This is a genomic window from Bacteroides ilei, from assembly GCF_900128495.1.
GTDB lineage: Bacteria > Bacteroidota > Bacteroidia > Bacteroidales > Bacteroidaceae > Phocaeicola > Phocaeicola ilei.
This window is the reverse complement of the sequence record NZ_LT635801.1, coordinates 2,268,638-2,294,958: the sequence shown is the minus strand read 5'-3', so window position 1 is coordinate 2,294,958 and position 26,321 is coordinate 2,268,638. Positions and strand designations below refer to the sequence as shown.

The 26,321-nt window shown below is 44.2% G+C and carries 27 protein-coding genes; 9 read left to right on the top strand and 18 right to left on the bottom strand.

The window, feature by feature from the left end:
• Position 1: 1 nt before the first annotated feature.
• Complete coding sequence (locus BQ7489_RS09890; RefSeq protein WP_072530865.1) at positions 2-1,102, bottom strand: BatD family protein; 1,101 nt, start codon at positions 1,100-1,102, stop codon at positions 2-4.
• 158 nt (positions 1,103-1,260) lie between these two features.
• Between BQ7489_RS09890 and BQ7489_RS09885 the strand changes: the two genes are divergently transcribed.
• Complete coding sequence (locus BQ7489_RS09885; protein WP_071147970.1) at positions 1,261-2,547, top strand: IS1380 family transposase; 1,287 nt, start codon at positions 1,261-1,263, stop codon at positions 2,545-2,547.
• A 140-nt stretch (positions 2,548-2,687) separates the two neighbouring features.
• On the opposite strand, the gene BQ7489_RS09880 is transcribed toward BQ7489_RS09885, so the two are convergent.
• The 12 genes from BQ7489_RS09880 to map form a co-directional block, all read right to left on the bottom strand.
• Entirely contained in the window at positions 2,688-3,578 is an 891-nt protein-coding gene (locus BQ7489_RS09880; protein WP_072530864.1) for a DUF58 domain-containing protein, read from the bottom strand.
• A gap of 177 nt (positions 3,579-3,755) precedes the next feature.
• Complete coding sequence (locus BQ7489_RS09875; protein ID WP_072530863.1) at positions 3,756-4,751, bottom strand: AAA family ATPase; 996 nt, start codon at positions 4,749-4,751, stop codon at positions 3,756-3,758.
• Between the two features lie 199 nt (positions 4,752-4,950).
• Positions 4,951-6,072 carry an HU family DNA-binding protein gene (locus tag BQ7489_RS09870; protein WP_072530862.1) on the bottom strand — a complete coding sequence of 374 codons (1,122 nt, stop codon included), beginning with the start codon at positions 6,070-6,072 and terminating at the stop codon, positions 4,951-4,953.
• On the bottom strand, positions 6,065-6,355 hold the full coding sequence (locus tag BQ7489_RS09865) for an HU family DNA-binding protein (RefSeq protein WP_072530861.1): 291 nt from the start codon (positions 6,353-6,355) through the stop codon (positions 6,065-6,067). Before BQ7489_RS09865 ends, BQ7489_RS09870 begins: the two co-directional genes overlap by 8 nt.
• A 17-nt stretch (positions 6,356-6,372) precedes the next feature.
• The gene (rimO, locus tag BQ7489_RS09860) at positions 6,373-7,671 is read right to left on the bottom strand and encodes a 30S ribosomal protein S12 methylthiotransferase RimO (RefSeq protein WP_072530860.1); all 1,299 of its coding nucleotides are present in this window, start codon (positions 7,669-7,671) and stop codon (positions 6,373-6,375) included.
• Positions 7,668-8,633, bottom strand: a complete 966-nt coding sequence (ftsY, locus tag BQ7489_RS09855; protein ID WP_072530859.1) for a signal recognition particle-docking protein FtsY — start codon at positions 8,631-8,633, stop codon at positions 7,668-7,670. The genes rimO and ftsY overlap by 4 nt, the downstream gene beginning before the upstream one ends.
• A gap of 178 nt (positions 8,634-8,811) precedes the next feature.
• The gene (locus BQ7489_RS09850) at positions 8,812-8,967 is read right to left on the bottom strand and encodes a DUF4295 domain-containing protein (protein WP_007558249.1); all 156 of its coding nucleotides are present in this window, start codon (positions 8,965-8,967) and stop codon (positions 8,812-8,814) included.
• A 9-nt stretch (positions 8,968-8,976) separates the two neighbouring features.
• On the bottom strand, positions 8,977-9,165 hold the full coding sequence (gene rpmG / locus BQ7489_RS09845; protein WP_007569553.1) for a 50S ribosomal protein L33: 189 nt from the start codon (positions 9,163-9,165) through the stop codon (positions 8,977-8,979).
• 19 nt (positions 9,166-9,184) lie between these two features.
• On the bottom strand, positions 9,185-9,445 hold the full coding sequence (rpmB, locus tag BQ7489_RS09840; protein ID WP_007569552.1) for a 50S ribosomal protein L28: 261 nt from the start codon (positions 9,443-9,445) through the stop codon (positions 9,185-9,187).
• A 92-nt stretch (positions 9,446-9,537) separates the two neighbouring features.
• Positions 9,538-10,053 (bottom strand): CinA family protein, encoded by a 516-nt coding sequence (locus tag BQ7489_RS09835; protein WP_072530858.1) that lies wholly within the window; start codon positions 10,051-10,053, stop codon positions 9,538-9,540.
• A 20-nt stretch (positions 10,054-10,073) separates the two neighbouring features.
• Positions 10,074-11,096 (bottom strand): tRNA (adenosine(37)-N6)-threonylcarbamoyltransferase complex transferase subunit TsaD, encoded by a 1,023-nt coding sequence (tsaD, locus tag BQ7489_RS09830; RefSeq protein ID WP_072530857.1) that lies wholly within the window; start codon positions 11,094-11,096, stop codon positions 10,074-10,076.
• A gap of 10 nt (positions 11,097-11,106) precedes the next feature.
• Entirely contained in the window at positions 11,107-11,961 is an 855-nt protein-coding gene (gene map, locus BQ7489_RS09825) for a type I methionyl aminopeptidase (RefSeq protein WP_072532114.1), read from the bottom strand.
• 82 nt (positions 11,962-12,043) lie between these two features.
• Here map and BQ7489_RS09820 point away from each other — a divergent pair, with 82 nt between their 5' ends.
• Both BQ7489_RS09820 and BQ7489_RS09815 read left to right on the top strand, forming a co-directional pair.
• On the top strand, positions 12,044-12,205 hold the full coding sequence (locus BQ7489_RS09820) for a hypothetical protein (protein WP_162617799.1): 162 nt from the start codon (positions 12,044-12,046) through the stop codon (positions 12,203-12,205).
• Entirely contained in the window at positions 12,202-12,417 is a 216-nt protein-coding gene (locus tag BQ7489_RS09815) for a winged helix-turn-helix domain-containing protein (protein ID WP_072530855.1), read from the top strand. Before BQ7489_RS09820 ends, BQ7489_RS09815 begins: the two co-directional genes overlap by 4 nt.
• Positions 12,418-12,505: 88 nt before the next feature.
• Here the strand turns inward: BQ7489_RS09815 and BQ7489_RS09810 are convergent, their stop codons facing one another.
• On the bottom strand, positions 12,506-13,183 hold the full coding sequence (locus BQ7489_RS09810; RefSeq protein WP_072530854.1) for an MgtC/SapB family protein: 678 nt from the start codon (positions 13,181-13,183) through the stop codon (positions 12,506-12,508).
• Between the two features lie 200 nt (positions 13,184-13,383).
• Here BQ7489_RS09810 and BQ7489_RS09805 point away from each other — a divergent pair, with 200 nt between their 5' ends.
• The gene (locus BQ7489_RS09805; RefSeq protein ID WP_072530853.1) at positions 13,384-14,193 is read left to right on the top strand and encodes a Cof-type HAD-IIB family hydrolase; all 810 of its coding nucleotides are present in this window, start codon (positions 13,384-13,386) and stop codon (positions 14,191-14,193) included.
• Here BQ7489_RS09805 and BQ7489_RS09800 read toward each other — a convergent pair.
• Both BQ7489_RS09800 and spt read right to left on the bottom strand, forming a co-directional pair.
• Complete coding sequence (locus tag BQ7489_RS09800) at positions 14,180-14,713, bottom strand: ferredoxin domain-containing protein (RefSeq protein ID WP_072530852.1); 534 nt, start codon at positions 14,711-14,713, stop codon at positions 14,180-14,182. The genes BQ7489_RS09805 and BQ7489_RS09800 overlap by 14 nt on opposite strands.
• Positions 14,714-15,004: 291 nt before the next feature.
• Positions 15,005-16,192 carry a serine palmitoyltransferase gene (gene spt, locus BQ7489_RS09795; RefSeq protein ID WP_072530851.1) on the bottom strand — a complete coding sequence of 396 codons (1,188 nt, stop codon included), beginning with the start codon at positions 16,190-16,192 and terminating at the stop codon, positions 15,005-15,007.
• Positions 16,193-16,421: 229 nt separating this feature from the next.
• Between spt and BQ7489_RS09790 the strand changes: the two genes are divergently transcribed.
• Positions 16,422-17,456 carry a diacylglycerol/lipid kinase family protein gene (locus BQ7489_RS09790; protein WP_072530850.1) on the top strand — a complete coding sequence of 345 codons (1,035 nt, stop codon included), beginning with the start codon at positions 16,422-16,424 and terminating at the stop codon, positions 17,454-17,456.
• Positions 17,457-17,510: 54 nt separating this feature from the next.
• Here BQ7489_RS09790 and BQ7489_RS09785 read toward each other — a convergent pair whose 3' ends face one another.
• Positions 17,511-18,224, bottom strand: a complete 714-nt coding sequence (locus BQ7489_RS09785) for a tRNA1(Val) (adenine(37)-N6)-methyltransferase (protein WP_072530849.1) — start codon at positions 18,222-18,224, stop codon at positions 17,511-17,513.
• A gap of 171 nt (positions 18,225-18,395) precedes the next feature.
• Here BQ7489_RS09785 and lon point away from each other — a divergent pair, with 171 nt between their 5' ends.
• The 4 genes from lon to BQ7489_RS09765 are packed head-to-tail and all read left to right on the top strand — an operon-like array spanning position 18,396 to position 23,999.
• Positions 18,396-20,891 (top strand): endopeptidase La, encoded by a 2,496-nt coding sequence (gene lon / locus BQ7489_RS09780; RefSeq protein ID WP_072530848.1) that lies wholly within the window; start codon positions 18,396-18,398, stop codon positions 20,889-20,891.
• A gap of 31 nt (positions 20,892-20,922) precedes the next feature.
• Complete coding sequence (tgt, locus tag BQ7489_RS09775; RefSeq protein ID WP_072530847.1) at positions 20,923-22,053, top strand: tRNA guanosine(34) transglycosylase Tgt; 1,131 nt, start codon at positions 20,923-20,925, stop codon at positions 22,051-22,053.
• Positions 22,054-22,100: 47 nt separating this feature from the next.
• Positions 22,101-23,228, top strand: a complete 1,128-nt coding sequence (locus BQ7489_RS09770; RefSeq protein ID WP_072530846.1) for an LptF/LptG family permease — start codon at positions 22,101-22,103, stop codon at positions 23,226-23,228.
• Positions 23,229-23,234: 6 nt separating this feature from the next.
• Complete coding sequence (locus BQ7489_RS09765) at positions 23,235-23,999, top strand: YaaA family protein (RefSeq protein ID WP_072530845.1); 765 nt, start codon at positions 23,235-23,237, stop codon at positions 23,997-23,999.
• Between the two features lie 32 nt (positions 24,000-24,031).
• Here the strand turns inward: BQ7489_RS09765 and BQ7489_RS09760 are convergent, their stop codons facing one another.
• Entirely contained in the window at positions 24,032-26,284 is a 2,253-nt protein-coding gene (locus BQ7489_RS09760) for a S9 family peptidase (protein WP_072532113.1), read from the bottom strand.
• Positions 26,285-26,321: the final 37 nt, after the last annotated feature.

Here is a 26,321-nt window from a genome sequence, read left to right as displayed (position 1 = left end):
ATTAAAAGAATAGGTCGATAACTGTACGAACGGCAACATACAATGCCACCAATGCAGCGATTCCGGTAATGGCAATGCTGATGATAAGCATAATACGTCCTTCCTTCGAACGTTTCTCTTCTACTCTGATTTCTGTAGGCTCTTTCTTTGCATTCGGGTCTTCCTCCACTTTAGTCTGATTAATAAAGTCGACGGCATTCACCAGGTTCATGTCATTTTCATTCATGAGTGGCGCATGCTTGGCAAACTTGACCAGATCGGCTGTCTCAAACAAAGCTTTCAAATCGTCAATGGATTCCTTGTCCTTTTCTTCCAGCAAGCGGTCAATGATTTCGGCTGAAGTCATTTCCATGGCATTGAAGCCGAAACGGTCTTTGATATAAGTACGTATAGCCTCGGTAAGTTCTGTATAGTACTGTTTCGGATCTTCCCGCAACATATTCTTATCGGCTTTGATCTCCTCTATCTTCTTCATGGCAGCCTGATGCGGAGGAAGTTTCGGCTCGATTTTGATAATTTTGATAATAGGCTTATTGTTACAGAAGCGAATAATAAGGAATGCAGTCACGATACCCAACAGGATTACCAACAAGACTGAATATACCAGCGGAGCAATATCACTCCATGTAAGAGGCACTTCACGAATGTCCTTCGGACCGAAGAACTGGTCCGGATGCAGGGTATCAACCGGAATAGAATAGACCTTAAGAGCCAGCGCCTTTGAGCGATATGCCTTGTTATCAACCAAAACTTCGAGAGGAGGCAGATAATACAATGCCGAATCGAAAGATGTAACAGTGTACTCTTGTGTAATCAGCCATCGTTTATTGTCGTTCAGCATCTGGGTGTCGGGCTTCGCCACATCTACTACCTCTACTCCTGTAACAATGGTGTCATTGTTAAACCGGGGAAGGACCAGTTTATGATTGGCATCCATACTTACCTGCAGTTTGATTTTTGCCTGTTCACCGATGAGCAACTGCAGCGAATCGATTGTTGCATCAACGGTGACCTGGGCTTTCAGGCCGGGTATACTTGCCAATAAAAGCAGAACACATCCTATCACTTTCAGATATTTTCTATCAAATAACGTATTTTTCATAACGTTCTCAGTTTCGTTTAGCCCTAAATTCCGCAGCATTTTAGTTTAACTTATTTTATAAGTACCTGAGCAACAAAAAGTTGCTCAGGATTTTGCCATGTCAGATTTTTCACCTATCTTAGTGTTGCAAATCAAAATATGTATCAAACCCGACAGACATGGCAAAGGTAGCAATAAAATCTGAGAAACTCTCTCCTTTTGGAGGAATTTTTTCAATAATGGAGCAATTTGACTCCAATCTCTCATCTGTAATCGACTCAACCCTCGGTATGAGATGTAGGCTGTATGGTTATCAATACAGCGAAATCATCCGTTCGCTTATGAGCGTTTATTTCTGTGGCGGCTCATGCATAGAGGATGTCACCACTCATCTGATGTATCACCTCTCGCTTCATCCGACACTTCGCACATGCAGTGCCGACACGATTCTCAGAGCCATAAAGGAACTGACCCAGGATAACATTTCCTACACATCCGACACTGGCAAGACCTACGACTTAAACACGGCAGACATGCTGAATACACTGCTCCTCAATTGCCTATTGTCCACAGGGCAGCTGAAAGATGGCGAGGGGTATGACGTTGACTTCGACCACCAGTTCATAGAGGCTGAGAAGTTTGATGCGAAACCCACATACAAGAAGTTTCTCGGATACCGTCCTGGCGTGGCGGTTATTGGCGACTTGATTGTCGGCATTGAGAACAGCGACGGCAACACAAATGTCCGTTTCCACCAGAAGGACACGCTGAAGAGGTTCTTTGAAAGGTTTGAAAAGAACAAGCTTATGATCAACCGTTTCAGAGCTGATTGCGGCTCGTGTTCTGAAGAGATAGTGGAAGAGATTGCTAAACACTGCAAGACCTTCTATATCCGTGCCAACCGATGCAGTTCGCTCTACAATGACATCTTTGCCCTCAGAGGTTGGAAGAAAGTGGAATTGGGCGGCATTGAGTTTGAGCTGGCCTCCATTCTCATCGAGAAATGGAAAGGGAAGGCATACCGTCTTGTGATTCAAAGACAGAAGCGGATAGACGGCGAACTCGACCTGTGGGAAGGAGAATACACCTACCGCTGCATCCTTACAAATGACTACGAGTCTTCCGAGAAAGAGATTGTCGAATTCTATAACCTCCGTGGAGGGAAGGAACGCATCTTCGATGACATGAATAACGGATTCGGCTGGAACAGGCTTCCAAAATCCTTCATGGGAGAAAACACGGTGTTTCTTCTGCTTACGGCACTCATACGCAACTTCTATAAATTCATCATGGCGAGGCTTGACGTGAAGAGGTTCGGACTCAAAGCAACAAGCCGCATCAAGGCGTTTGTCTTCAAGTTCATCTCTGTGCCAGCCAAATGGGTCAGGACATCAAGGCAGTATGTGCTGAATATCTATTCATGCAACAACGCTTATGCTGATGTGTTCCAGAATGACTTTGGATGACACCGACAACTTATGGTCGTGATTTTGCGTATTGCCTCAAGTCGCATGGTGGGGTAAGGGGATTTAATGCGTCTTTGTGGCGATTTTTGCTGCGTTGCACCCTCTTTTGCCACAGTGTCGCTACCTTTTTGACCTCTGTGTCATCTTATGAGGGCGGTTGCGGATTTGAGGTTAGCAAATAAGTTAAGCAATGCTTTTACATAATCCTGATCTGTACGGACAGATACGGAATCCACATTGCTGTGCGTGAAGGTTTCGTTCAACTTCTGCTGACGCGTGAGCCACCACGCATGATGCGCATTACGCAATGCTCTTGATGAAGTGTCTATCCATTGTTCGTGACCGGTTTCCGCATCACGTACTTTCATGAGACCTACATTCGGAAGTTCTTCCAGGCGGCGGTCGTATACCTGTATGGCCACAACATCATGCTTGCGGTTCGCTATGGTCAATGCGCTCTGAAAGTCCTGCTCGTCAATAAAGTCACTTAAAAGGAATGCAGTACAGCGTTTCTTCAGGATATTGGTGAGGTATTCAACCGCACATTTTATATCAGTACGCTTGCTTTCCGGCTGAAAGTCGAGAAGTTCACGGATAATATACAGAATGTGTTTACGTCCCTTCTTGGGAGGAATGAACTTTTCAATATGGTCGGAGAAGAAAATCACTCCGATCTTATCGTTATTCTGGATGGCGGAAAAAGCCAATGTCGCTGCAATTTCCGTTACCATATCCTTTTTCATCATCTTGGCCGTACCGAAATCCAGACTATTGGAAACGTCGACCAACAACATGACTGTCAGTTCACGTTCTTCTTCAAATACCTTCACGAATGGCTTGTCGAAGCGAGCTGTCACATTCCAATCAATATCACGGACATCGTCGCCGTATTGATATTCACGGACTTCCGAAAAGGCCATACCTCTACCCTTAAATGCCGAATGGTATTGGCCGGCAAAGATATTGCTTGAAAGTCCACGTGTCTTTATTTCAATCTGGCGGACGCGTTTTAGTAGTTCACTTGTTTCCATTCTTCTCTAGATAATTAAACTATGAGGACTTATTAAAATGTCCCGGAAAAGAGATGCCTGTAAGACAGACATGAATACTTATGGTCCACTGTGGTGAAAGTATCCTTCAGACTTCTTCTCGATCTGTCCAAATGAAGATGTTCCACCACTGTGAACCGGCTATGATATAAAACCCGATCAAGGCACTTCAACCTTATTCAGGATCTTACTTACAATTTCATCGGAAGTGACATTGGTTGCTTCAGCTTCATAGGTCAGTCCGATACGGTGACGCAATACGTCATGAGCTACTGCACGGACGTCTTCCGGAATAACATAACCACGACGCTTGATAAAGGCATAGCTACGTGCGGCAAGAGCCAGATTGATAGAAGCACGTGGAGAGCCACCGAAACCGATCAAGCCTTTCAAGTCCTTGAGGTCATACTTCTCGGGATAACGGGTTGCAAAGACAATATCTGCAATATATTGTTCAATTTTTTCGTCGATATAGACCTGACGGACAACTTTACGGGCTTCCATGATTTCTTCTGCTTTCAGAATAGGACGGATTTCAATCTTGTCACCGGAAATATTCTGACGGATAATCTTCTTTTCTTCTTCGATTTTCGGATAATCAATGATAACCTTCAGCATGAAACGGTCTACCTGAGCTTCAGGCAACGGATAAGTACCTTCCTGTTCAATCGGATTCTGAGTCGCCATTACCAGGAAAGGTTCCGGTAATGGAAATGTCTCTTTACCTAAAGTAACCTGACGTTCCTGCATCGCTTCCAGCAACGCACTCTGAACTTTTGCCGGAGCACGGTTTATTTCATCGGCCAAAACAAAGTTTGCAAAAATCGGACCCTTTTTGGCTATGAACTGTTCGTCCTTTTGGCTATATATCATAGTACCGATCACATCGGCAGGGAGCAAATCGGGAGTAAACTGTACACGGCTGTATTTAGAATCAATTAGTGATGCCAATGTTTTGATTGCTAATGTTTTAGCCAATCCAGGAACACCTTCTAGCAGAATATGTCCGTCAGACAACAGACCAATCAACAATGATTCCACAAGATGTTTCTGACCGACGATGACCTGATCCATACCTGTCATCAAGTTAGTAACGAATGAGCTCTGGCGCTCGATACGTTCGTTCAATTCACGAATGTCAATAGCTTCAGCCATAATTTCTTTCTTATTTTAAATGTTTTTTCTATAATCGGCTTTTTATGTCGTATAACACGACTTTATTTTAATCAAAGTCCAAAAGTACGGCATTATATTAACAGAAGCAACTAATTTTTATTAAAAAAACTAGCTGCTTCCAAGGTTTTAATTCTTATTGGACTAAAGAAGTTTAAAAATTATCTTCAGTCCATTTTTCTTATTTTTTGTCCGATTTCGGAGTCAACACCGGAATACGGATTGTGATGCCTTTCGGAATGTTATCGGCATCTTTAATTATATCCTTATTATGACGGACCAGATACGGCCATAATTTCTTGTTTCCATAAAACTTGAGAGATACCTTAACCAGGCTTTCTCCCGGTTGTATGGTGTAGGTACCTTGAGTACCTGTAATCGTATATTCCACCGTGTCGGCCAAGGTTTCCTTCTTGGCGGAAACTGTATTTGCCTGTGGTTGTCTACGGACTGAGAATGCTGTATCTTTACCCTTCTGAGACTGTTGTACGGGAATAGGTGCAGATATATCCGTATCTTTTTTTTGAACTATCCTTACAGCAGGAATGACTTTTGTCGTAATCGTATCTTTCTGGACAGATACCGGTTGTCGCTTCTGCTCTTCCTGTATCAATGACCGGACAATAGATTCTGGAATATATCTTCTTCCGGAAAGAATTCCCCATACGATTCCTCCACCTACTAATATTCCTATAAGCAGTACCGTAGCAATCATACACCATGGAAGCCTGAATATCCGTTTGGATGCAGAACTTTCTTTGCTGCCGCCAGTCTCCTCGGAAGGCTGTTGTTCCTCTTCTACAGGATCTGTTTCCGGATGCACATCTGTTTTTTCCTCAGTCGGAATGTTGTCATTTTCCATTTCTCCCTGATTCGGATTCATGTCCGGATTTTCTACAGTTTCAACCGCCTCGTCTTCGTCGTCTGCATCAGGCTCCCCTATCTCCCGTCCGCTTTCATCCATGTCATCAAAACGGGTGTTTTCGTTCAGAACTACTGTCTCAAAATGAGAAAACGGTTTATTCACCAGATCCCGCATGGTTGTATCGGGTGTAAAGGTAATACGGTTGTGCCCCATGATCTCGATGCGTTCTCCCGTATTGACATCAATACTTTCACGGGTATCAACTTCTACCAGTTTAAAAGTGCCTAATCCTTTTATCTTGACATACTTATCATTTTCAAGAGCTTCTTCTATCAGCGCAAAAAAAGTCTTGACAAATGTTTCGGCATCTGTCTGATCCATGTCATGGCGCTGAGCCAGTAAATTTATAAGTTCTTGAATTGTAAGTTTTTCATTCATCGGCAAAGGTATTTTTGAACTTTTCTTTCAATGTCGTACTGGGCTTGTACGTCAAGATAAGCTTGGGAGGAACCAACAGACGTTGCCGGGTGACAGGATTGACAGTAATACGTTCCATTTTCTTCTTCACTTCAAAAGTCCCGAATCCTGAAAAGCTCAATATCTTACCTTCTTGCAATTCTTCTCCCATAATACTGACAACAGATGCCACCAGTTGTGTAGCATCTTTATTTGTATATCCCAGACGGCGTGAAAGTTCGCCTATCAATTCTTTGTTATTCATTGAACCAGGCTTTAGTTTTATATTAACCGGGCATACAGGTCAAAATCATCGGCATCATAAACTTCCACCCGATGGAAGGAACCGATATTCAACCGCTTACCTTCATCCTTGATCAGTACCTCAGGATCCACTTCCGGAGAATCGAATTCTGTCCGGCCGATGTAATATTCACCTTCCTTACGGTCTATAATCACTTTGAACTCCTTGCCAATTTTAGAATGGGTTATTTCATTGGATATTTCCTGTTGCAAAGACATCAGTTCATCCAGTCTACGCTGTTTCGTTTCTTGGGGGATCTCATCCTTATAATGTCTGGCAGAATAGGTACCTTCCTCTTCCGAGTAGGCAAAAGCTCCCATCCTTTCAAATCGAGCCCATCGTATAAATTCTTTCAATTCTTCAAAATCAGCTTCTGTCTCTCCAGGATGCCCAACCATCAATGTCGTCCGCAAATGTATGCCGGGTACTTCCTTACGGAATCTTTCTATCAGTGCATAAGTCTCTTCCTTGGTTACATGTCGGCGCATCATCTTCAACATATTGTCACTGATATGTTGTAGAGCGATATCCATGTATTTACATACGTTTTCATGTTCACGCATGACGCGAAACAGATCTTCCGGGAAATGCGCCGGATAAGCATAATGCAGGCGTATCCATTTCACTCCAGGAATTTCGGCTATTCTTTCAATCAATTCCGGAAGCATCTGTTTCTTGTAAAGATCAACTCCATAATAAGTAAGCTCCTGAGCAATCACCTGAAATTCCTTTACACCTTTAGATACCAACAGGCGGACCTCGTCCAGAATCTCATCCATCGGGCGCGAAACATGATGTCCCGTAATGATAGGAATGGCACAATATGAACATTTACGGTCGCACCCCTCCGAAATTTTCAGATAAGCATAATGCTTGGGAGTTGTAAGATGGCGTTCAATGGCGAATTCAGAATGATAGTTCTTTCCCAAATCGGCCAAAAGTTCATTCCAGTTGAATTTGCCGTAAAACTTGTCAACCTGAGGGATTTCCATTTTCAGTTCTTTCAGATAACGCTCTGACAAGCATCCCATTACGTATAGTTTCTTCAAACGGCCTTCTTCCTTTGCCTGACAGAATTCCAATATCATATTGATGGATTCTTCCTTTGCATCACCTATAAAGCCACATGTATTGATTACGGCTATTTCCCCTTGAGGATTCTCACTGTCATGGGTAACCTTATATCCATTAGCTTCCAACTGTTTCATCAGCTTTTCAGAATCTACCAGATTCTTGGAACATCCTAATGTAATTATATCGATTGTATTTTTTCTCATTTATTATCGGTTTCTCCAAATAATGAATCAACAAATTCACGACGACGAAAAATCTGCAGGTCTTCAATCCCTTCACCTAGACCGATATATTTGACCGGTATCTTGAACTGGTCCGAAATGCCGATTACTACTCCACCTTTGGCTGTACCGTCCAGCTTCGTGATAGCCATAGCGGTAACTTCGGTTGCTAATGTAAACTGCTTAGCCTGTTCGAATGCATTCTGCCCTGTAGAACCGTCAAGTACCAGCAGGACTTCGTGCGGGGCATCGGGAACAACTTTCTGCATGACCTTCTTTATCTTGGTAAGCTCATTCATCAGGTTGATCTTGTTATGCAGACGTCCTGCCGTATCTATGATCACTACATCCGCATTATTCGCTACGGCAGAACTAAGTGTATCGAATGCCACAGATGCCGGATCTGCCCCCATCTTTTGTTTGACAACAGGCACTCCTACCCGTTCTCCCCAAATGACCAACTGCTCTACCGCAGCGGCCCGGAAGGTATCAGCAGCGCCCAGATAGACCGATTTTCCTGCTTTCTTGAACTGGTAAGCCAGCTTTCCGATTGTCGTAGTCTTTCCGACTCCGTTTACACCGACCACCATGATCACATATGGTTTCTTTCCTTCGGGAACAGTAAATTCCTCAGAATCGACAGTATTGTTTTCTGTCAGCAGAGCGGCAATTTCCTCACGCAGAATGTTATTGAGTTCCTGAGTGTTTACATATTTGTCTTTTGCCACACGTTTTTCTATACGTCTGATTATATTCAACGTAGTTTCTACACCGACATCCGAGGTTATCAGCACCTCTTCCAGATTATCCAGTACTTCATCATCTACCTTTGATTTACCGGCTACGGCACGGGCTATCTTCCCAAAGACACTTTCCTTTGTTTTAGATAATCCTTTATCCAAGGTTTCTTTCTTTTCCTTCGAAAAAAAACTAAAAAATCCCATACGGCTTGTTTTTATTTATCTATTTATGATACAAAGATATAATGAAACTTTCTTACTCACAAAAAAAGAACAATATATCTCTTTCAATTATTGTTCCGGCAGCCAGATTCCTGATAAAATAAAAAAGGCCATCCAAATCAATTTTGGGTGGCCTTTTACAAAAGTTGTTTCTTTATATTTATTTCTTGAAGAAGTCTTGAACTTTTTCATTTGGAACCATTTGTTCATCAAAAACGTAAGCTCCGGTTTTCGGTGACTTAACCATTTTGATAACCTTGGTATAAGAACGACCTTCTTTACCTGTCTGAAGTGTTGCGACTGTTTTCTTTGCCATGGTTTTCTATTATTTAATTTCTTTGTGAACTGTTACTCTTTTCAAAATAGGATTGTACTTTTTCAGTTCCAATCTTTCAGCGGTATTTTTTCTGTTTTTAGTGGTAATGTAACGAGATGTTCCCGGCATACCGCTATCCTTCATTTCTGTGCATTCAAGGATTACCTGTACTCTATTACCTTTAGCTTTCTTAGCCATAGTCTTCTTCTCCTTTTAATTAACCAATAATTTTGATAGTTTTCCAATCACAATAACCTTTGGCAACTGCTTCATTCAGCGCTGCGTCCAGGCCTTTCTTGTTAATAACTCGTAAGCCGTTAGCACAGATATTCAGGCTAATCCAGCAATCCTGTTCTACATAGTAGAATTTTTTAGTAAACAAGTTCACATCGAAAGTTCTTTTAGTTCTTCTCTTTGAGTGTGAAACATTGTTGCCAATCATGGCTTTTTTTCCGGTAATTTGACAAATTTTTGACATTTCTATCTAGTTTTTATAGTTTTATTCCTTGGTTCTCTCAAACGGAGTGCAAAATAAGTGATTTTATTTTATATACACAAGTTTTTAAGCAACTAATTCTGTTTTTCTTGCTCGTTTTCTTGATTTTGGCATATTTCAAGCAATAATTGCAATGCTTTTGCGGTTGCAGCCTGGATATTTTTCTCACGTCCCTCATCTTCTGTCAATTTTGCAGTAATGATATTGTCGCAAGTACCTGCAGCCACCCAGATTGTACCTACCGGTTTTTCCGGAGTTCCTCCGCCTGGTCCGGCAATGCCCGAAGTTGCCACTCCATAATCAGTACCAAGGGCCTTGATAGCACCCTTTACCATTTCTACTACGGTTTCTTCGCTTACAGCCCCGTAAGTTTCCAGAGTCTCTGCATTAACATGGAGCAGGCTCTGCTTCACCCCATTGTCATAAGCGATGATACCACCTTTATAGAAACGTGAACTACCAGGGATAGCAGTTATATTCGCTGCGACATTTCCTGCCGTGCAGCTTTCGGCTGTAGCCAATGTAAAGCCTTCTCTCCAGAAGATCTCACTTATCTCCTTGCTGAGTGTTTTAGTTTCTACTGATGACATAATTAATAAATGTAAATGTGTTACTTAATGGTTACCCGTGAGTAAGCGGGTTTGTCTATTGTGCAAAAATCCTTGTCCAAAAACTTATAATAACCGGTAATGGCAATCATGGCTGCATTATCGGTAGTATAGCCGAATTTAGGTATATATATTTTCCACCCATATTTGTCGGCATGTTCATGAAATGCATTGCGCAAGCCATTATTGGCCGAAACCCCTCCGGCAACAGCCACCTCATTGATTCCCGTATCTTTTACCACCTTGCGGAGTTTATCCATCAGAATATCCACAATTGTCTTTTCCAATGATGCAGCTAGGTCGGTTTTATGGTGTTCTATAAATTCCGGATCCTCTTTCAGCCAATCACGCAATGAATAAAGGAACGAAGTCTTCAATCCACTGAAGCTATAGTCGTATCCTGGAATATGAGGTTTGCTAAATGTATACGCTTTCGGATTTCCCTGGCGGGCCAGCTTGTCAATAATAGGTCCTCCCGGATATCCTAACCCCATAACTTTCGAACATTTGTCAATAGCCTCCCCCGCTGCATCGTCAATGGTCTGTCCCAGAACCTCCATATCATTATAGGCATTTACACGGATTATCTGGGAATTTCCGCCAGATACCAGCAGACAGATAAAAGGAAATTCCGGCTGGTTATGGTCATCTTCCGATTCCTTGATGAAATGGGCCAGCACATGCCCCTGCAAATGATTCACATCAACCAGAGGGATGCCTAGTGCACGCGCCATCCCTTTGGCAAAAGAAACTCCCACCAGCAAAGACCCCATCAAGCCCGGTCCGCGGGTAAAGGCAATGGCGCTCAGCTGCTCTTTAGTCACCCCGGCACGTTTCAGAGCTTCGTGTACAACCGGAACAATATTCTGCTGATGGGCACGTGATGCCAGTTCCGGAACCACACCTCCATACGCCTCATGTACGGCCTGACTTGCAATGACACTCGACAACAGAACACCGTTTCTGATTACGGCAGCCGAAGTGTCGTCGCATGATGATTCAATACCTAATATAATAGTATCCATATAAAATCAATTAATAAGTTAAGATTTCCAGTCCATGTTCGGTCATAACAAACGTATGTTCCCATTGTGCCGAAGGCAGCTCGTCTTCGGTAACAACCGTCCATCCGTCTTCTTCATCAACAAACACTTCCCATGTTCCCATATTGATCATAGGTTCAATGGTAAATACCATGCCTGGAACCAGCAGCATACCTGTACCTTTTTTCCCGAAATGTTCTACATCCGGTTCTTCGTGAAATTCAAGCCCTACTCCATGCCCGCAAAGGTCACGTACGACTGAAAAGCCATTTCTTTTTGCATGTTTTTCAATAGCATGCCCGATGTCCCCTACGAATCCGAACGGTTTTGCCGCTTCCATTCCTATTTCCAGACATTCCTTTGCCACACGGACCAGCTTTTCTTTTTCTGGAGTAGTCTTCCCGATGATGAACATACGTGAAGCATCCGAATAATATCCGTCCAAAATAGTAGATACATCTACATTTATAATGTCACCCTCTTCCAGAATCTCTTCTTCGGAAGGAATCCCGTGACAAACCACCTCATTGATAGATGTACATACACTTTTAGGAAAACCTTCATAATTTAACGGAGCCGGAATAGCTCCATGGCTTACGGTATAGTCATAAACCAGCTTGTCTATTTCGGCGGTACTCATACCAGCATGAATCTCTTGAGCCACCAGATCGAGCACACCGGTATTGATTATACCGCTTTTACGGATGCCTTCAATCTGTTCAGGAGTCTTGATTAATTGGCGGGTCGGAACCAGATGTCCCTTATTCTGATAGTATAATACCTTCTTGTCCAATTCTGTCAGTTCCATTCCTTTTGGTACTCTCCAGTTTATATTATTCCTCCTCATAATGATCATTTCTCATTTTAAATCATGCAAAGGTAACAGAAAAAATAGAAAAAAGGGGCAATTGGCAAAAAAATATGTTATTATGGCAATGATGCATAAATATTTCATAATATTTAAAACAATATTAAAAACAAGTGCAACTGATATTATTTTATTAATAAATTGTGATGAGCTTTTAGATAAATTACTTATATTTGTTATGACTAAAAATGAATCTATAACCTTTAAACAAAAATGTGTATGAATAAAAATCAAATCGGGACAAATGCAGGAATTGTCTGGAATGTCTTGAAAGACAACAATCATTGGGAATACAACGACCTGAAAGCCGCCACAGGATTATCAGACCGGGATTTGAATGCGGCAATCGGCTGGTTGGCAAGAGAAGATAAAATTGACTTTGATTTCACGTCAAACAGCGATAAGTTATTTTTAAGTGTAAATGTGTATATCTGATTACTATGATACCATTTGTGTGTATAATAGATACAGATAAAAGGTCATAACCCGCAATGGAAGTTATGACCTTCACTTTTATCTTGTCTTATATGATCTTGTTTACTGTTATATCCGGGAAATCCTGAAGGAACATGAGCAACAGTCCTTCTTCATTCATTTTCTTAGCCTTGATGACCATGGAGACATGGTAAATGGTCTCTCTCCCATCTGTCGTTTCCGACATTTCATACGAAACCACAATGTAGTTTTTTGAATTGAACTTGCCCGAAACCTCTTTGATTGATTCCCTGCTGGATGCTGAAAACTCAATCATCATATTCTTCAATCCCAGGCTTTTAAAGAAATAGCTCAATGTTTCCAAACCTAGAAGGACCAATATTGTTGCTACTACGCCGATTCCATACATGCCTGCACCGATTGCAAGTCCGATACCCGAAGTAGCCCATATACCGGCGGCGGTTGTCAAACCTCTCACAATCTGTTTCTGCAAAATGATTGTACCAGCCCCGATGAAACCGATACCGCTGACTACCTGGGCAGCAATCCGACTGGGATCCAGTCTCACCAGATCCGCTTTCAGCACATCCTCAAATCCGTATTGTGAAACAATCATTAATAAAGAACTTCCCAAAGACACCAGAAAATGAGTCCGGTATCCGGCTTCCTTGGCACGATATTCACGTTCCAGTCCGATTAAAATTCCCATTACCCCTGCTATAAACAGACGCAAGGCAAAGTCCCAATATAAGTCTGCACTATCCATAATCCGATTCTTTTATATCCAGATATTATTTTTATTCGAATATACGAAAAAATCCTTGCTTCAACTAAAAGCAAGACCAGAAAAAATAACCTTGGATTTTCGGTCCGGAAAAACTATTCCTTTCATCAACCTTTCTCTTTTGTTTATATCTCACTTTTAATACTTATCTTTGCCGGGCAAATGAAACATTGTTATAAATTATGAAATATAAGATTTTAGTACTCGACCTCGACGGAACGTTAACCAACTCCCAAAAAGAAATTACAGAGCACACCTATAAAACCCTGATTGAAGCTCAGAAAAAAGGTCTGAAAATCGTATTGGCGTCAGGACGGCCTACTTATGGCGTTGCTCCGCTGGCAAACAAGTTGCAGTTGGACAAATTCGGAGGATATATCCTGTCTTATAATGGAGGTGAAATCATTGATTGGAAAACAGGAAAACTGATGTATAAAAATCTGCTGGATCCGGAAATGCTCCCATATCTTTACAGATGCGCGAAAGAAAACGACTTTGCCATTGTTACCTATGAGAACGAATATGTCATAACCGAACGTCCCGATGACGAATATGTACTGAAAGAGGCTATCCTGAATGTTATGCCAATAAAAAAAGTAGACAATTTTCTTGAGGCGATCAAATTTCCGGTAGCGAAATGCCTGATTGTAGGTGAAGCTACCCGACTAGCAGAACTGGAAAAGAAAATGTATAACCATCTGAAAGACAAAATGGGAGTCTTCCGCTCAGAGCCTTACTTTCTGGAACTGGTGCCGAAAGGGATTGACAAAGCCCAGTCTTTGGCTGTACTGCTGAAGGAAATCCACATGACAAAAGAAGAGATGATTGCTGTAGGAGACGGATTCAATGACCTTTCCATGATCAAGTATGCCGGATTGGGAGTGGCCATGCAGAATGCACAGCCGGTGGTAAAAGAAAATGCCGACTTCATCACCCTGACGAATGATGAAGACGGCGTAGCTTATGTCGTAGAGAAATTCATTCTGTCTTAGGCTTCCGGTCAAAGAACGGATTTTTGGATGATGCGCTGACAGGTATGGCATATACCTGCGTGCATCCGTCCAGCCAATCGAGCTGTTGGGCAGCCAAGCCTGCAGAAAACATGACGCGTGTATCCACCCGGTTATCGGCTGCTACAGATACTGCCGAACCAATTGCAATTCCCACATCTATACTGTTTATGGCGCAAGGAACTCCGTCCGGCCTGTCTCCACACGTCATGAATCCGCAATGTCCGCAGTTCATTCCCTGCGCATGTTCATGTGTTCCTATCAGTACGATACACTCCGCATCCAGTATATTGTCGGCATCCCGTAGAAAGAACTTGAATCCGTTCTCTTCATACATCTGTTTCATTGTGTCCGAAAGTATACGTATATTGCTTTCCGTAACCAACGCCACTTCAATGATGTCTACTCCTTTGGCCTTGGGAGCTGTACGTGCAGCAACCATCATCTGTTGTGCTATCTGCAGAACCTGCTCATGTCTGTTGTCTCTTTCATTCAGTATCATATTCTGTTTTTGAATTTAAAGTTATTGTTATCGACAAAAATAAGAAAAGAGCTATATCTGTCCAACTATAAAATCCTTTAAAGTCAAACTGATATAACTCTTTTCGCAAAAGAAACAATCAATTATTTCTTTTTTCCTTTTTTCAGGTCATTTTCATGCATGGCCTCTTCTACTTGATAAGCCGGGGCATGCTTTTTATGCATACCTTTCGGTTTTTTATTACCGGCAGCTCCCATTGTAAAAACCTCCTTTTAATAAAAATTCCCTAATAAAGTCTGTATATATCTCAAATTATTTCAAGATATTCAACTGCTTGAAGCATTTGGTCAACTTATCGATAGCGAAGTCAACCTGCGCTTTGGTATGAGTAGCCATCAGGGCGAAACGTACCAGTGTATCCTGTGGCGCACATGCCGGCGGAATAACCGGATTGATGAACACACCTTCGTCGAAGGCCAATTTGGTAACTTCGAAGGTCTTGTCTGTATCACGCACATATAAAGGTATGATCGGGCTTTCGGTATCACCGATTTCAAAACCTACTTCACGGAAACATTTCAATGCATAGTTTGTAATTTTCCACAGATTTTCCTGACGTTCCGGCTCGCTCTTGATGATATGTAACGCTTCCATTGCGGCGGCAGTGGCAGCTGGAGTATTACTTGCCGAGAATATATAGGAGCGTGAATTGTGGCGCAGCCAGTTGATCGTATCTTTATCGGAAGCGATGAAACCACCGATAGAAGCCAATGATTTCGAGAACGTGCCCATGATCAGGTCAACCTTGTCGGTCAATCCGAAATGATCGCATACGCCACGTCCTTGTCTTCCGAATACCCCTAAACCATGAGCTTCGTCGACCATGATACTTCCATTGTATTTTTCGCTCAGCTTGACTATCTCAGGCAACTTTGCCAAATCACCTTCCATGGAGAAGACTCCATCCACTACAATCAGTTTAACCGACTCCGGCTTACATTTGGCAAGTTCTTTTTCCAATGCGGCCATGTCGTTATGTTTGTACTTCAATTGAGTTGAAAAAGACAGACGACGTCCGTCTACAATAGATGCGTGGTCACGGTCATCGCAAATGATATAGTCATTACGGTCTGTCAAGCAAGATACCACTCCTTCATTGACGGAAAATCCGGTAGAATAAACCAGCGCTTCGTCTTTACCGACGAATTCGGCCAATTCATGTTCCAACTGTACATGAAGGTCTAATGTTCCGTTCAGGAAACGGGAACCTGCGCATCCGGTACCATACTTACGGGTTGCGGCAATTGCTGCCTCAATGATTCGTTTGTCGTAGGTCAATCCCATATATGAGTTTGATCCGAACATCAAAACCTTCTTCCCGTCCATCATCACCTCTGTATCCTGAGCGCTGTCAATTTCACGGAAGTAAGGATAAACGCCCCGCTCCATATACATCTGAGGCGTTCTGAATTTGCTTAATTTGTCTTGTAATAATCCCATGTTTTCTATGATACGGTAAGCAGTCTGAGCTTACATTATTAATATGAGGCCTGAAAAAATCCGACCACAATCTTTAAAAAGAACGTGCAAAGATAATAATTTTAATAAACTAAACTATCTGTTATGACAAAAAAAACACATAAAACTGTATTTATAATCTGATTATATCCATTTTAAACAAAATAGTCGTACTTTTGTTCTAAATCTTACCAATACCGATAAGAAAAAGATGAGTCTCAAAAAACAAATCGTGTTTGTTGTCAATCCGATATCAGGCACCCACAATAAGGAAATGATTCTCCGGCTGATTGTCGAACGTCTGGACCGAACAAAATATGATTACAGAATCAGCCGTACCCAATATGCCGGACACGCCTGTGAAATAGCCCGCAAGGCTGTGGAAGACAATACAGATATCGTCGTAGCGATCGGCGGCGACGGGACAATCAATGAAATAGGCCGTTCTCTGATACATACCGATACGGCCATGGGTATCATACCGTGCGGTTCGGGCAACGGACTGGCACGTCATCTCCATATCCCGATGGAACCCAAAGGTGCAATAGATGTATTGAACCAGGGATATGTAAGGACCATGGACTATGGAATCATCGACAGCCATCCGTTCTTCTGTACCTGTGGCGTAGGCTTCGATGCATTTGTCAGCCTGAAGTTTGCCGATTCCGGAAAAAGGGGACTTCTCACTTACCTGGAGAACACGCTTCATGAAAGCCTTACCTACAGGCCGGAAACGTATGAAATTGAAAATTCGACCGATACGGTACGTTATAAAGCCTTTCTGATAGCATGCGCCAATGCTTCCCAATACGGGAACAATGCCTATATAGCTCCCCAGGCATCTTTGTCCGACGGTATGCTGGACATAACCATTCTTGAGCCTTTTACGGTAATGGATGTTCCGGCACTTTCCTTCCAGTTGTTCAACAAGACACTCGACCAGAACAGCCGTATCAAGACTATGCGCGACAAGAAGATAATCATCCATCGGAGTTCGGAAGGTGTATTCCATTTCGATGGAGACCCTATTATGGGAGGGAAGGACCTCAAGGTAGAAATCGTCCCTGGCGGACTTAAGGTGATAGCCCCAGAAAAGGGACGTTTTGTTCCGGAACCGTTCAACCCATTCCAGTATTTTGCCGATTTTGTAGGACGCAAGCCTCTTACAACAACCATCATCAGGAAACATAAGGAGCTGCTGAAGCTTAACCACAATATATTACGCCGTTTGTCCAAGCGCAACTGACGGAATGGCGAAAAAGGAAGTGCCTGAAAAGAAATACTGAAACCGGACATAGCTTCAGAGAGCCAGATAGAAATCTCTGGTCAGTCCGATGAACTCCGGCGTATAGACATGACGTTCCATCTCGATGGTCAGATGGTCGACACTATTCTCCCCCATTTGCCTTGAAAATGTCATCAGGACACGTTTGGGGTCCAGTCCCGGCTTGGTATGTACCCACGTCTGCCGCTGAAGATAAAGAGAATGGGATACGGCACAACTGATGAAATCGGAAGCGGCATCTGCCGGAACAATTACCGACAGACGGCCATCAAAGGACAATAACAGTTCGACAGCAGAAAGCAACTCGTCGAACGACAGTCCGGATGTATGCCTTGCCGTATTCCGTGCCTGCGCCGGGCAATGTACGTTCTCCCGGAAATAAGGAGGATTTGACACGATGCAGTCATAGTTCCCGGCCTCCCGTTTGCAGAATTCACGGACATCGTCCAGCTCAATCGAAACCCGTTCTTTCCACGGGGAGGCAGCCACGTTCTCGGCAGCCTGTCCTACCGAATCCTTATCAATATCAATCCCTTTGACCGTAGCTTGGTCCGAACGCTGTGCAAGCATCAATGCTATCAGTCCTGTTCCTGTACCTATATCCAAAATACGCCGGACACCGGCAATGTCGGTCCAAGCCCCCAGAAGGACTCCGTCCGTTCCCACTTTCATAGCACATCTGTCATGATAAACCGTAAACTGTTTGAAGCTGAAAAAAGGTCTGGCCATACTTTATAATTCTTATTTTTCGTCAAAAATAGAAAAAACCAAGCAATTTTGTCAGAAATGAGCTTGTGTATTTGTTGCTTTTGCTGGAAAACTGTTTCCATATTCAAAGCGGAATGATTAACTTTGTACCCGTTTTGGACTTTACATAAAGCTATAATACAAAACCAAAGTATGGCGAAAAAGAAAAATAGTGCAATCAAAGAATTTGAATATTTAGATACAGATGATATGTCGATGATAGCTGAAATTGAAACTCCCGCAGCAAACCTCTCTGCAGAAGAGCTGGATCACGAACTGCCGATAATGACTCTGCGCAACATGCTCCTGTTCCCGAATGTGGTCATGCCGGTTACAGTAGGCCGCCGTGCTACCCAAAGTCTGGTAAATGCTGCATTGAAGAACAACAAGCATATAGTGGTTGCCACCCAGATTCGTACGGAAGTGGAATATCCGATATTGGACGACCTTTATCCTATAGCCGTAATCGGACGTGTACTCCGCATCTTTGATATCCCTGGTTCATCAAATACAACTGTAATCCTGCAGGCCAGCAACCTGAAGGTACACCTTGACAAGATTACCAGCAAACGTCCTTATCTGAAAGGACACGTAAGCCTCGTAGAAGAGAATATGGCTGTAGAAGATACCCAGGAGTTCAAGGCGTTGGTGGAAATGTGTCGTGAAGAAAGCAACCGTTTCATCGAGAATTCCGATGTCATGAATCCGGACGCGCAACTGGCCTTGAAGAATCTTGACAAGGAGGATGTCCTGGTAAACTTTATCAGTACCAATTTCCCGTTTGCTCTTGATGAAAAATATAAATTGTTGTGCCAGAACAGCTTGAAGGACAGACTCTATACTCTTATCCAACTTCTCAACAAAGAAAACCAACTGGCGTCTTTGAAGAAAAGTATCCAGATGAAGACCCGTGAGGAACTCGACCGCCAGCAGAAGGAATATTTCCTGCAGCAACAGATCAAGAATATCCAGGATGAACTCGGAAACGGGCAGGATGACGAGATAGAAGAACTCAGGAAAAAGGGGGAACAGAAAAAATGGAAGAAGGAAGTGGCCGAGGTCTTTGAGCGCGAAGTGAAGAAACTGGAACGTATCAATCCTCAGTCGCCCGACTATAATGTACAACTTACTTATCTTCAGACACTTCTGGCGCTGCCTTGGGATGTCTGTTCGACCGATGTACTCGATATCCCGAATGCCGAAAAGATTCTGAATAAAGACCATTACGGATTGGAGAAGGTCAAGGAACGTATTCTTGAACACCTGGCTGTATTGAAGTTGAAGGGTGACCTGAAGTCACCGATTATCTGCCTGTACGGCCCCCCGGGAGTCGGCAAGACTTCATTGGGACGTTCCATCGCATCTGCATTGAAACGCAAATATGTCCGGATGTCATTGGGAGGCGTACATGATGAAGCCGAAATACGCGGTCACCGCAAGACCTATATCGGTGCAATGCCGGGACGTATCATCAAAAGCCTGATAAAGGCAGAAACTTCGAATCCGGTCATTATTCTGGACGAAATCGACAAATTGTCGAGCGACCGCCAGGGCGATCCGAGTTCGGCTATGCTGGAAGTGCTTGATCCGGAACAGAACAATACGTTCCATGACAATTATATCGATATGGATTACGATTTGTCGAAAGTGATGTTTATCGCTACGGCAAATAATTTGGGAACGATCCCTACCCCGTTGCTCGACCGTATGGAACTGATAGAGGTAAGCGGCTATATCACGGAGGAAAAGATAGAGATCGCCCGTCGGCACCTGATTCCGAAAGAGTTGGAAAACAACGGATTAAGCAAAGAATACGTAAAATTCACCAAACCGGCAATCGAATACATTGTCGAGAACTATACACGTGAGAGCGGTGTGCGCGAACTGGAAAAGAAAATCAGCAAAATCATGCGTAAAATCGCTTTGGAAATAGCCAGTGACAAATTTACCGGCTTACATGAAATAAAGGTTGCCGACGTGAAGAAATACCTGGGTATCGAAGAATATTCACGTGACAAATACCAGGGTAATGAATACGCAGGCGTGGTTACGGGACTGGCATGGACGGCTGTAGGAGGTGAAATCCTGTTTGTAGAAACCAGTCTGAGCAAAGGCAAAGGAGGCCGGCTGACACTTACCGGTAATCTGGGAGACGTAATGAAGGAATCGGCTATGCTGGCTTTGGAATACCTGAAAGCCCATGCACATCTGCTCGACTTGCCGGAAGGTATTTTCGATAACTGGAACATCCATATCCACGTACCGGAAGGGGCCATACCTAAGGACGGTCCTTCTGCCGGTATAACAATGGTAACTTCGCTGGCTTCGGCGCTCACACAACGGAAAGTAAAAGCCAACCTGGCCATGACCGGTGAAATCACGCTCCGGGGTAAAGTATTGCCGGTAGGAGGAATCCGTGAAAAGATTCTGGCAGCCAAACGTGCAGGAATTACCGACATTATCCTATGCGCAGAAAACCGCAAGGACATCGAGGAGATCCAGCCGATGTATCTGAAGGGTGTCAACTTCCATTATGTAAAGGATATCAAGGAAGTACTGGCCCTGGCACTCACAGACGAAAAAGTAGCCGACGCTATCGACTTCACTGTAAAGGAGGAAGACAACAAGGACAAGGAAGATAAAAAATAAAAATACAGAACCATACTGCAGTTTCTTATACATGAAATTCGAATTACAATATACCGATCCACGAAGCAACGCACGGGCCGGACTGATCACTACCGACCATGGAACTATCGAAACCCCTATCTTTATGCCGGTAGGGACCTTAGGCACAGTAAAAGGCGTGCATCTTCATGAGTTGAAAGATGACATCAAGGCACAGATTATTCTGGGGAATACCTATCATCTTTATCTGCGTCCGGGACTTGACATCATTGAAGGTGCAGGCGGACTGCATAAGTTCAACGGCTTCGACCGGCCGATGCTGACCGACAGCGGAGGATTCCAGGTATTTTCCTTATCCGGTATCCGGAAAATGAAAGAAGAAGGTGTGGAATTCCGTTCACATATTGACGGTTCGAAGCACATGTTCACTCCGGAACGGGTCATGGATATCGAACGTACCATCGGAGCCGATATCATGATGGCTTTCGATGAATGTGCACCAGGTACATCCGATTATGACTATGCAAAAAAATCCATGGAACTGACACACCGCTGGCTTGACCGCTGCATAACCCGCTTCAATGAGACTGAACCGAAATACGGATATAACCAGTCACTTTTCCCGATAGTCCAGGGATGTGTTTACCCTGACCTGCGCCGTCGTTCGGCCGAATACATCGCATCGAAGGGGGCTGACGGCAATGCAATCGGAGGTCTGGCTGTAGGTGAACCGACCGAAAAGATGTATGAGATGATTGAAGTGGTGAACGAAATCCTGCCTGCCGACCGACCTCGATATTTGATGGGAGTAGGAACTCCTGTCAACATTCTGGAAGGGATAGAACGGGGCGTGGACATGTTCGATTGCGTCATGCCTACCCGCAACGGAAGGAACGGAATGATTTTTACCAAAGACGGTATCATGAACATGCGTAACAAGAAATGGGAGAATGACTATTCGCCAATTGAGGCCGACGGCGCTTCCTACGTGGATACAATGTACAGCCGCGCTTACCTGCGCCATCTGTTCCACGCACAGGAACTGCTGGCCATGCAGATCGCTTCCATCCATAACCTGGCCTTTTATCTGTGGCTGGTGGGTGAAGCACGCAAACACATCATTGCGGGCGATTTCTCTTCATGGAAACCGGCTATGGTGAAACGTATTTCTACTCGATTGTAACATTTAATCCAGCAATGAAAAAGATATCATTCAAATTAAATAAAGGGATGTTCAGGAAGATTTTCGACCGGGAAATCTTCCATACCAAATGGCTGAAGCGACTGGACCGGTATATTATCGTCAAATTTCTGGGAACCTACTTCTTTGCCATCGCTCTGATCATTTCGATTGCGGTAGTTTTTGATATCAATGAAAACATTGACCGGTTCATCAACAACAAGGCACCGCTCAAAGCAATCATCTTCGACTACTATCTGAACTTCATCCCCTATTACACCAATCTGTTCAGCCCTCTGTTCGTTTTCATTGCTGTCATTTTCTTTACATCCAAACTGGCCGAAAATTCGGAAATCATAGCCATGTTCTCTACCGGGATGAGCTTCAAACGGCTGATGGTTCCCTACATGATTTCGGCGGCTATCATTTCGGGGCTTACTTTTGTCTTAAGTACAGAGGTTATTCCGAAAGGCAGTGTTACCCGCTTGAAGTTTGAGAATGTCTACAAAAAGAAGAAGACAGTCAATTATGCGGGCAATATCCAGCTGGAAGTGGATACCGGAGTAATAGCCTACATTGAGCGCTACGAGGATTACAACAAGACAGGATACCGTTTCTCACTCGACAAGTTCGATAAGGATCACAAGTTGGTCTCACATCTCACGGCCCGCCGGATAACCTATGACACCACAACCTATCACCGCTGGATCATCAAGGATTATATGATCCGCGAAATGAAAGGTATGCGGGAACATATTACACGCGGAGACAATATGGACTCCATCATCAAGATGGAACCGCAGGATTTCCTCATACAGCGGGGACAGCAGGAAACGATGACCAGTCCACAGTTGAGCGAATACATCAGCAAGCAGAAACAGCGTGGATTTGCCAACATCAAGGAGTTTGAGGTGGAGTACCACCGACGGATCGCTACATCGTTTGCGGCCTTTATCCTGACTACCATCGGACTTTCCTTGTCGTCACGTAAAGTAAAGGGGGGAATGGGACTGCATCTCGGTATCGGGCTGGGATTGAGCTTTTCTTATATCCTGTTCCAGACAATATCCTCGACCTTTGCGGTCAACGGGAATGTCCCTCCGGCAATAGCTGTATGGATACCGAATATACTTTATCTGTTCATTGCCATTTACCTGTACCGTAAAGCACCGAAATAAGCGAAAATGATTACCTATATCTCATGTGCCAAGACCATGGCCGCCCGCTCTTCTGTAAGAGTGCCTTTTTCAAGTATCCCGCATTTCAGCGAAGAAGCCAGGCAGCATGCCATCGAACTCTCCCGATATTCTTCACAGGAACTGGGGAAACTGCTGCGTGTAAACCCAAAGCTGGCAGCAGCCAACTATCTGCGGTACCAGGATTTCCTGTCGGCAGAAACGGAAAGTCTTCCGGCGCTGCTTTCCTACACCGGAATGGTGTTCAAACACATCTGCGCCAAGGATTTTACCGAAGAGGACTTCCGGTATGCACAAGAACATCTGTTCATTACATCATTCCTGTACGGACTGTTGCGTCCGCTCGACCTGATAAAGAATTACCGGCTGGAAGGAGATGTAAAACTGCCCGAATACGGCAACATTTCTATTTTCGATTATTGGAAACCCAGATTGACCGACTATTTCATCAACTCTATCCGGGAGGAGGAAGGTATATTGGTCGATCTGGCCAGTGAAGAGATGAAGAACCTCTTCGATTGGGAGAAGGTTGACAGGGAAGTACAGGTCATCACCCCGGAATTCTATACGTGGAAAAACGGAAAACCGGCCACGATAGTCGTTTACGCCAAGATGTGCAGAGGAGAAATGACCCGTTTTATCCTGAAAAACCGGATTGAAGATCCGGAAGAGCTGAAAGGGTTCGAATGGGAAGGATTCCGTTTCACAGGCACAGACGAATCCGGGAAACATTGGAACTTCATGCTGGACTGAAAACCTCCTCCTCCCCTGTTATTATTCTGTCATCATTCAGGCAACTTGACCTTGTCCCATGCTGGAGGGGTCACTCCCAATAGATGGCGTACAAAAAAATCATAGCGTTTGTGCTCGCCGAAATCTTCTCCCATTGTATGGCGAGCCCCCGGAATGACTACCAGATCAAAGTCCTTGTTGGCCTTGATCAGAGCATTGGCTACCTGCATGGTAGAAGCCGGATCTACGTTGTCATCCATTTCGCCTACCACCAGCATTAAAGGACGTTGCAGCAAGTGGGCGTTTTCCACATTCGAACAGGCTTTATAAGACTCATCCACCGGATACCCCATCCAGAGTTCATTCCACCAGATTTTGTCCATCCGGTTGTCGTGACATCCACAAGCCGAATAAGCGGCCTTGTAGAATTCGGGATGGAACAGGACTGCAGCCGTAGATTCCTGTCCGCCGGCCGAGCAACCGAAAATTCCTACCCGGTCAATATCCATATAGGGATATTTCTGCGCGGCGGCCTTGATCCAGGCAATATGGTCGGGCAGACCGGCGTCTTTCAGGTTCTTGTAGCAGACTTCTTCAAATTCCTTGGAACGGAAGGAAGTAGTCATGCCGTCTACCTGAACAACAATGAAACCCAACTCAGCCAGTGAAGTCATCCACCAATTATAGGAAGAGAATGTTTTCGGCACATACTGATCGCCCGGTCCGGAATAGATATATTCAATGACCGGATACTTCCTTGACGGATCAAAATTGGAAGGACGGTAAATGATACCCCACATATCTGTCTTCCCGTCACGGCCCTTTGCCGTAAAGACTTCCGGAGCTTTCCATCCATTGGCCAGCAGGCGGGAAATGTCCGCTTTTTCCAGCGGCATCAGCACACGTCCGTCACGTGCGTCACGCAATACTGTTACAGGAGCCTGATCCACCTTCGAATAGACATCCACCAGATAACGATGGTCCGGAGAATACCATGCTTTATGCATACCTTCTTCCGGAGTCAGTTCCACCAGCCCTCTTCCATCGAAACCGATTCGATAATAATGAATCAGATAAGAGTCTTCTTCCGGATTCATGCCGTTGGCAGAAAAATAGATCTGTTCGTCCCGCTCGTCCACATACTGGACTTCACGCACATACCAGCTGCCCGACGTAATCTGATGAGTAGGCTTTCCGGTAGCGCGGTCGTACATGTACAGGTGATTGTAATTGTCGCGCTCGCTCGACCAGATAATCCGTTTCCCGTCCTGCAGATAGTTGCGGTAGATACGCGGATAATTGACATACTTCTCTTCCTTCTCCTCGATCAACGGACGGACAGAGCCGTCTACGGCCGACATTTCCAGTACCCTGTAAACTTTATGTCCGCGTTCATTATATTCGAATGTAATGGCTTTACTGTCTTTATTCCATACAGGTCCATACAATTCATATTGGCGGTCAAACAAAACGGTGGAAGGAATCAGGTTCTTTCCTGTCTCTACATCGAAGATACAAGGGACCTTGAACCTCAGTTCATCACCGGGCTTGGCGTATTCCTGCTTATGAAGCCGGGGTTGAAGCTGGTCGGATGGAGAAGATTCCACATAATAGACATAACGTTTTTCTGCCGGCCGGATACGGCACACCGCCACTTTTCTGGAATCGGGCGACCACCGGATGTCTACCGAATAATAGTTCCCTGACGTACCGTCCAGACTCAATTGTCTTTCCTTGCCTGTAGCCTGCTCACGTACATATACATTGTCATTCCTGATATAGGCCGTATACCTGCCGTCCGGAGAGACTACCGGTCCTCCCTCCCTTTCATCGTCCACTTCCATCCAGTGCCGGACAGGAGGTGGAGGAACGACTTTCCCTTCACGACTCAACCGGTTCCGACGGATGTCATAACACCAGTTTGTCTCCTCGGCTACAAAACGCAGCGTATCCATTCCGGCCGTAACCCGGCACTGCTGCAGCAACAAATCCATCGGTCCGATACTTTTTCCTGTCTGCCGGCTGAGGGCTTCCGCCATTTTCCGCTGGTCGAACAAGGCACTCCGTTTCCGCCTGGCCGCATCGACCCGTACATATTCATCACCCTGCGGAGTATGACGCACATACCAAAAATTGCCGGTGTCCTCTATCCATACAGGATTCACTCCACTGTAATAAACTTGTTGCGCTCCATACAGAGAGCGCAAGCTATAAGCACGGTTGTAGTCTTCAACCGTGCCTTGTGACATAGCTGTCTCTCCCATAGAGAGGACAGCTGCTAAAATCCAGAAACAATTTAATTTCATCGTATATTCTTTATTCCACTTCCCACTCATAGATTCC

What these genes read in the sequence shown, in the direction of transcription:
- BQ7489_RS09885 (WP_071147970.1), top strand. Translation starts at nt 1,261, where the DNA reads ATGGCAAAGGTAGCAATAAAATCTGAGAAACTCTCTCCTTTTGGAGGA.
- rpmB (WP_007569552.1), bottom strand. Translation starts at nt 9,445, where the DNA reads ATGTCAAAAATTTGTCAAATTACCGGAAAAAAAGCCATGATTGGCAAC.
- BQ7489_RS09880 (WP_072530864.1), bottom strand. Translation starts at nt 3,578, where the DNA reads ATGGAAACAAGTGAACTACTAAAACGCGTCCGCCAGATTGAAATAAAG.
- BQ7489_RS09835 (WP_072530858.1), bottom strand. Translation starts at nt 10,053, where the DNA reads ATGTCATCAGTAGAAACTAAAACACTCAGCAAGGAGATAAGTGAGATC.
- rimO (WP_072530860.1), bottom strand. Translation starts at nt 7,671, where the DNA reads ATGAGAAAAAATACAATCGATATAATTACATTAGGATGTTCCAAGAAT.
- BQ7489_RS09770 (WP_072530846.1), top strand. Translation starts at nt 22,101, where the DNA reads ATGTTCAGGAAGATTTTCGACCGGGAAATCTTCCATACCAAATGGCTG.
- BQ7489_RS09800 (WP_072530852.1), bottom strand. Translation starts at nt 14,713, where the DNA reads ATGATACTGAATGAAAGAGACAACAGACATGAGCAGGTTCTGCAGATA.
- BQ7489_RS09785 (WP_072530849.1), bottom strand. Translation starts at nt 18,224, where the DNA reads ATGGCCAGACCTTTTTTCAGCTTCAAACAGTTTACGGTTTATCATGAC.
- BQ7489_RS09815 (WP_072530855.1), top strand. Translation starts at nt 12,202, where the DNA reads ATGAATAAAAATCAAATCGGGACAAATGCAGGAATTGTCTGGAATGTC.
- BQ7489_RS09890 (WP_072530865.1), bottom strand. Translation starts at nt 1,102, where the DNA reads ATGAAAAATACGTTATTTGATAGAAAATATCTGAAAGTGATAGGATGT.
- BQ7489_RS09875 (WP_072530863.1), bottom strand. Translation starts at nt 4,751, where the DNA reads ATGGCTGAAGCTATTGACATTCGTGAATTGAACGAACGTATCGAGCGC.
- BQ7489_RS09805 (WP_072530853.1), top strand. Translation starts at nt 13,384, where the DNA reads ATGAAATATAAGATTTTAGTACTCGACCTCGACGGAACGTTAACCAAC.
- BQ7489_RS09870 (WP_072530862.1), bottom strand. Translation starts at nt 6,072, where the DNA reads ATGAATGAAAAACTTACAATTCAAGAACTTATAAATTTACTGGCTCAG.
- spt (WP_072530851.1), bottom strand. Translation starts at nt 16,192, where the DNA reads ATGGGATTATTACAAGACAAATTAAGCAAATTCAGAACGCCTCAGATG.
- BQ7489_RS09820 (WP_162617799.1), top strand. Translation starts at nt 12,044, where the DNA reads ATGGCAATGATGCATAAATATTTCATAATATTTAAAACAATATTAAAA.
- map (WP_072532114.1), bottom strand. Translation starts at nt 11,961, where the DNA reads ATGAGGAGGAATAATATAAACTGGAGAGTACCAAAAGGAATGGAACTG.
- BQ7489_RS09760 (WP_072532113.1), bottom strand. Translation starts at nt 26,284, where the DNA reads ATGAAATTAAATTGTTTCTGGATTTTAGCAGCTGTCCTCTCTATGGGA.
- BQ7489_RS09790 (WP_072530850.1), top strand. Translation starts at nt 16,422, where the DNA reads ATGAGTCTCAAAAAACAAATCGTGTTTGTTGTCAATCCGATATCAGGC.
- BQ7489_RS09850 (WP_007558249.1), bottom strand. Translation starts at nt 8,967, where the DNA reads ATGGCAAAGAAAACAGTCGCAACACTTCAGACAGGTAAAGAAGGTCGT.
- BQ7489_RS09810 (WP_072530854.1), bottom strand. Translation starts at nt 13,183, where the DNA reads ATGGATAGTGCAGACTTATATTGGGACTTTGCCTTGCGTCTGTTTATA.
- BQ7489_RS09865 (WP_072530861.1), bottom strand. Translation starts at nt 6,355, where the DNA reads ATGAATAACAAAGAATTGATAGGCGAACTTTCACGCCGTCTGGGATAT.
- tsaD (WP_072530857.1), bottom strand. Translation starts at nt 11,096, where the DNA reads ATGGATACTATTATATTAGGTATTGAATCATCATGCGACGACACTTCG.
- lon (WP_072530848.1), top strand. Translation starts at nt 18,396, where the DNA reads ATGGCGAAAAAGAAAAATAGTGCAATCAAAGAATTTGAATATTTAGAT.
- ftsY (WP_072530859.1), bottom strand. Translation starts at nt 8,633, where the DNA reads ATGGGATTTTTTAGTTTTTTTTCGAAGGAAAAGAAAGAAACCTTGGAT.
- BQ7489_RS09765 (WP_072530845.1), top strand. Translation starts at nt 23,235, where the DNA reads ATGATTACCTATATCTCATGTGCCAAGACCATGGCCGCCCGCTCTTCT.
- rpmG (WP_007569553.1), bottom strand. Translation starts at nt 9,165, where the DNA reads ATGGCTAAGAAAGCTAAAGGTAATAGAGTACAGGTAATCCTTGAATGC.
- tgt (WP_072530847.1), top strand. Translation starts at nt 20,923, where the DNA reads ATGAAATTCGAATTACAATATACCGATCCACGAAGCAACGCACGGGCC.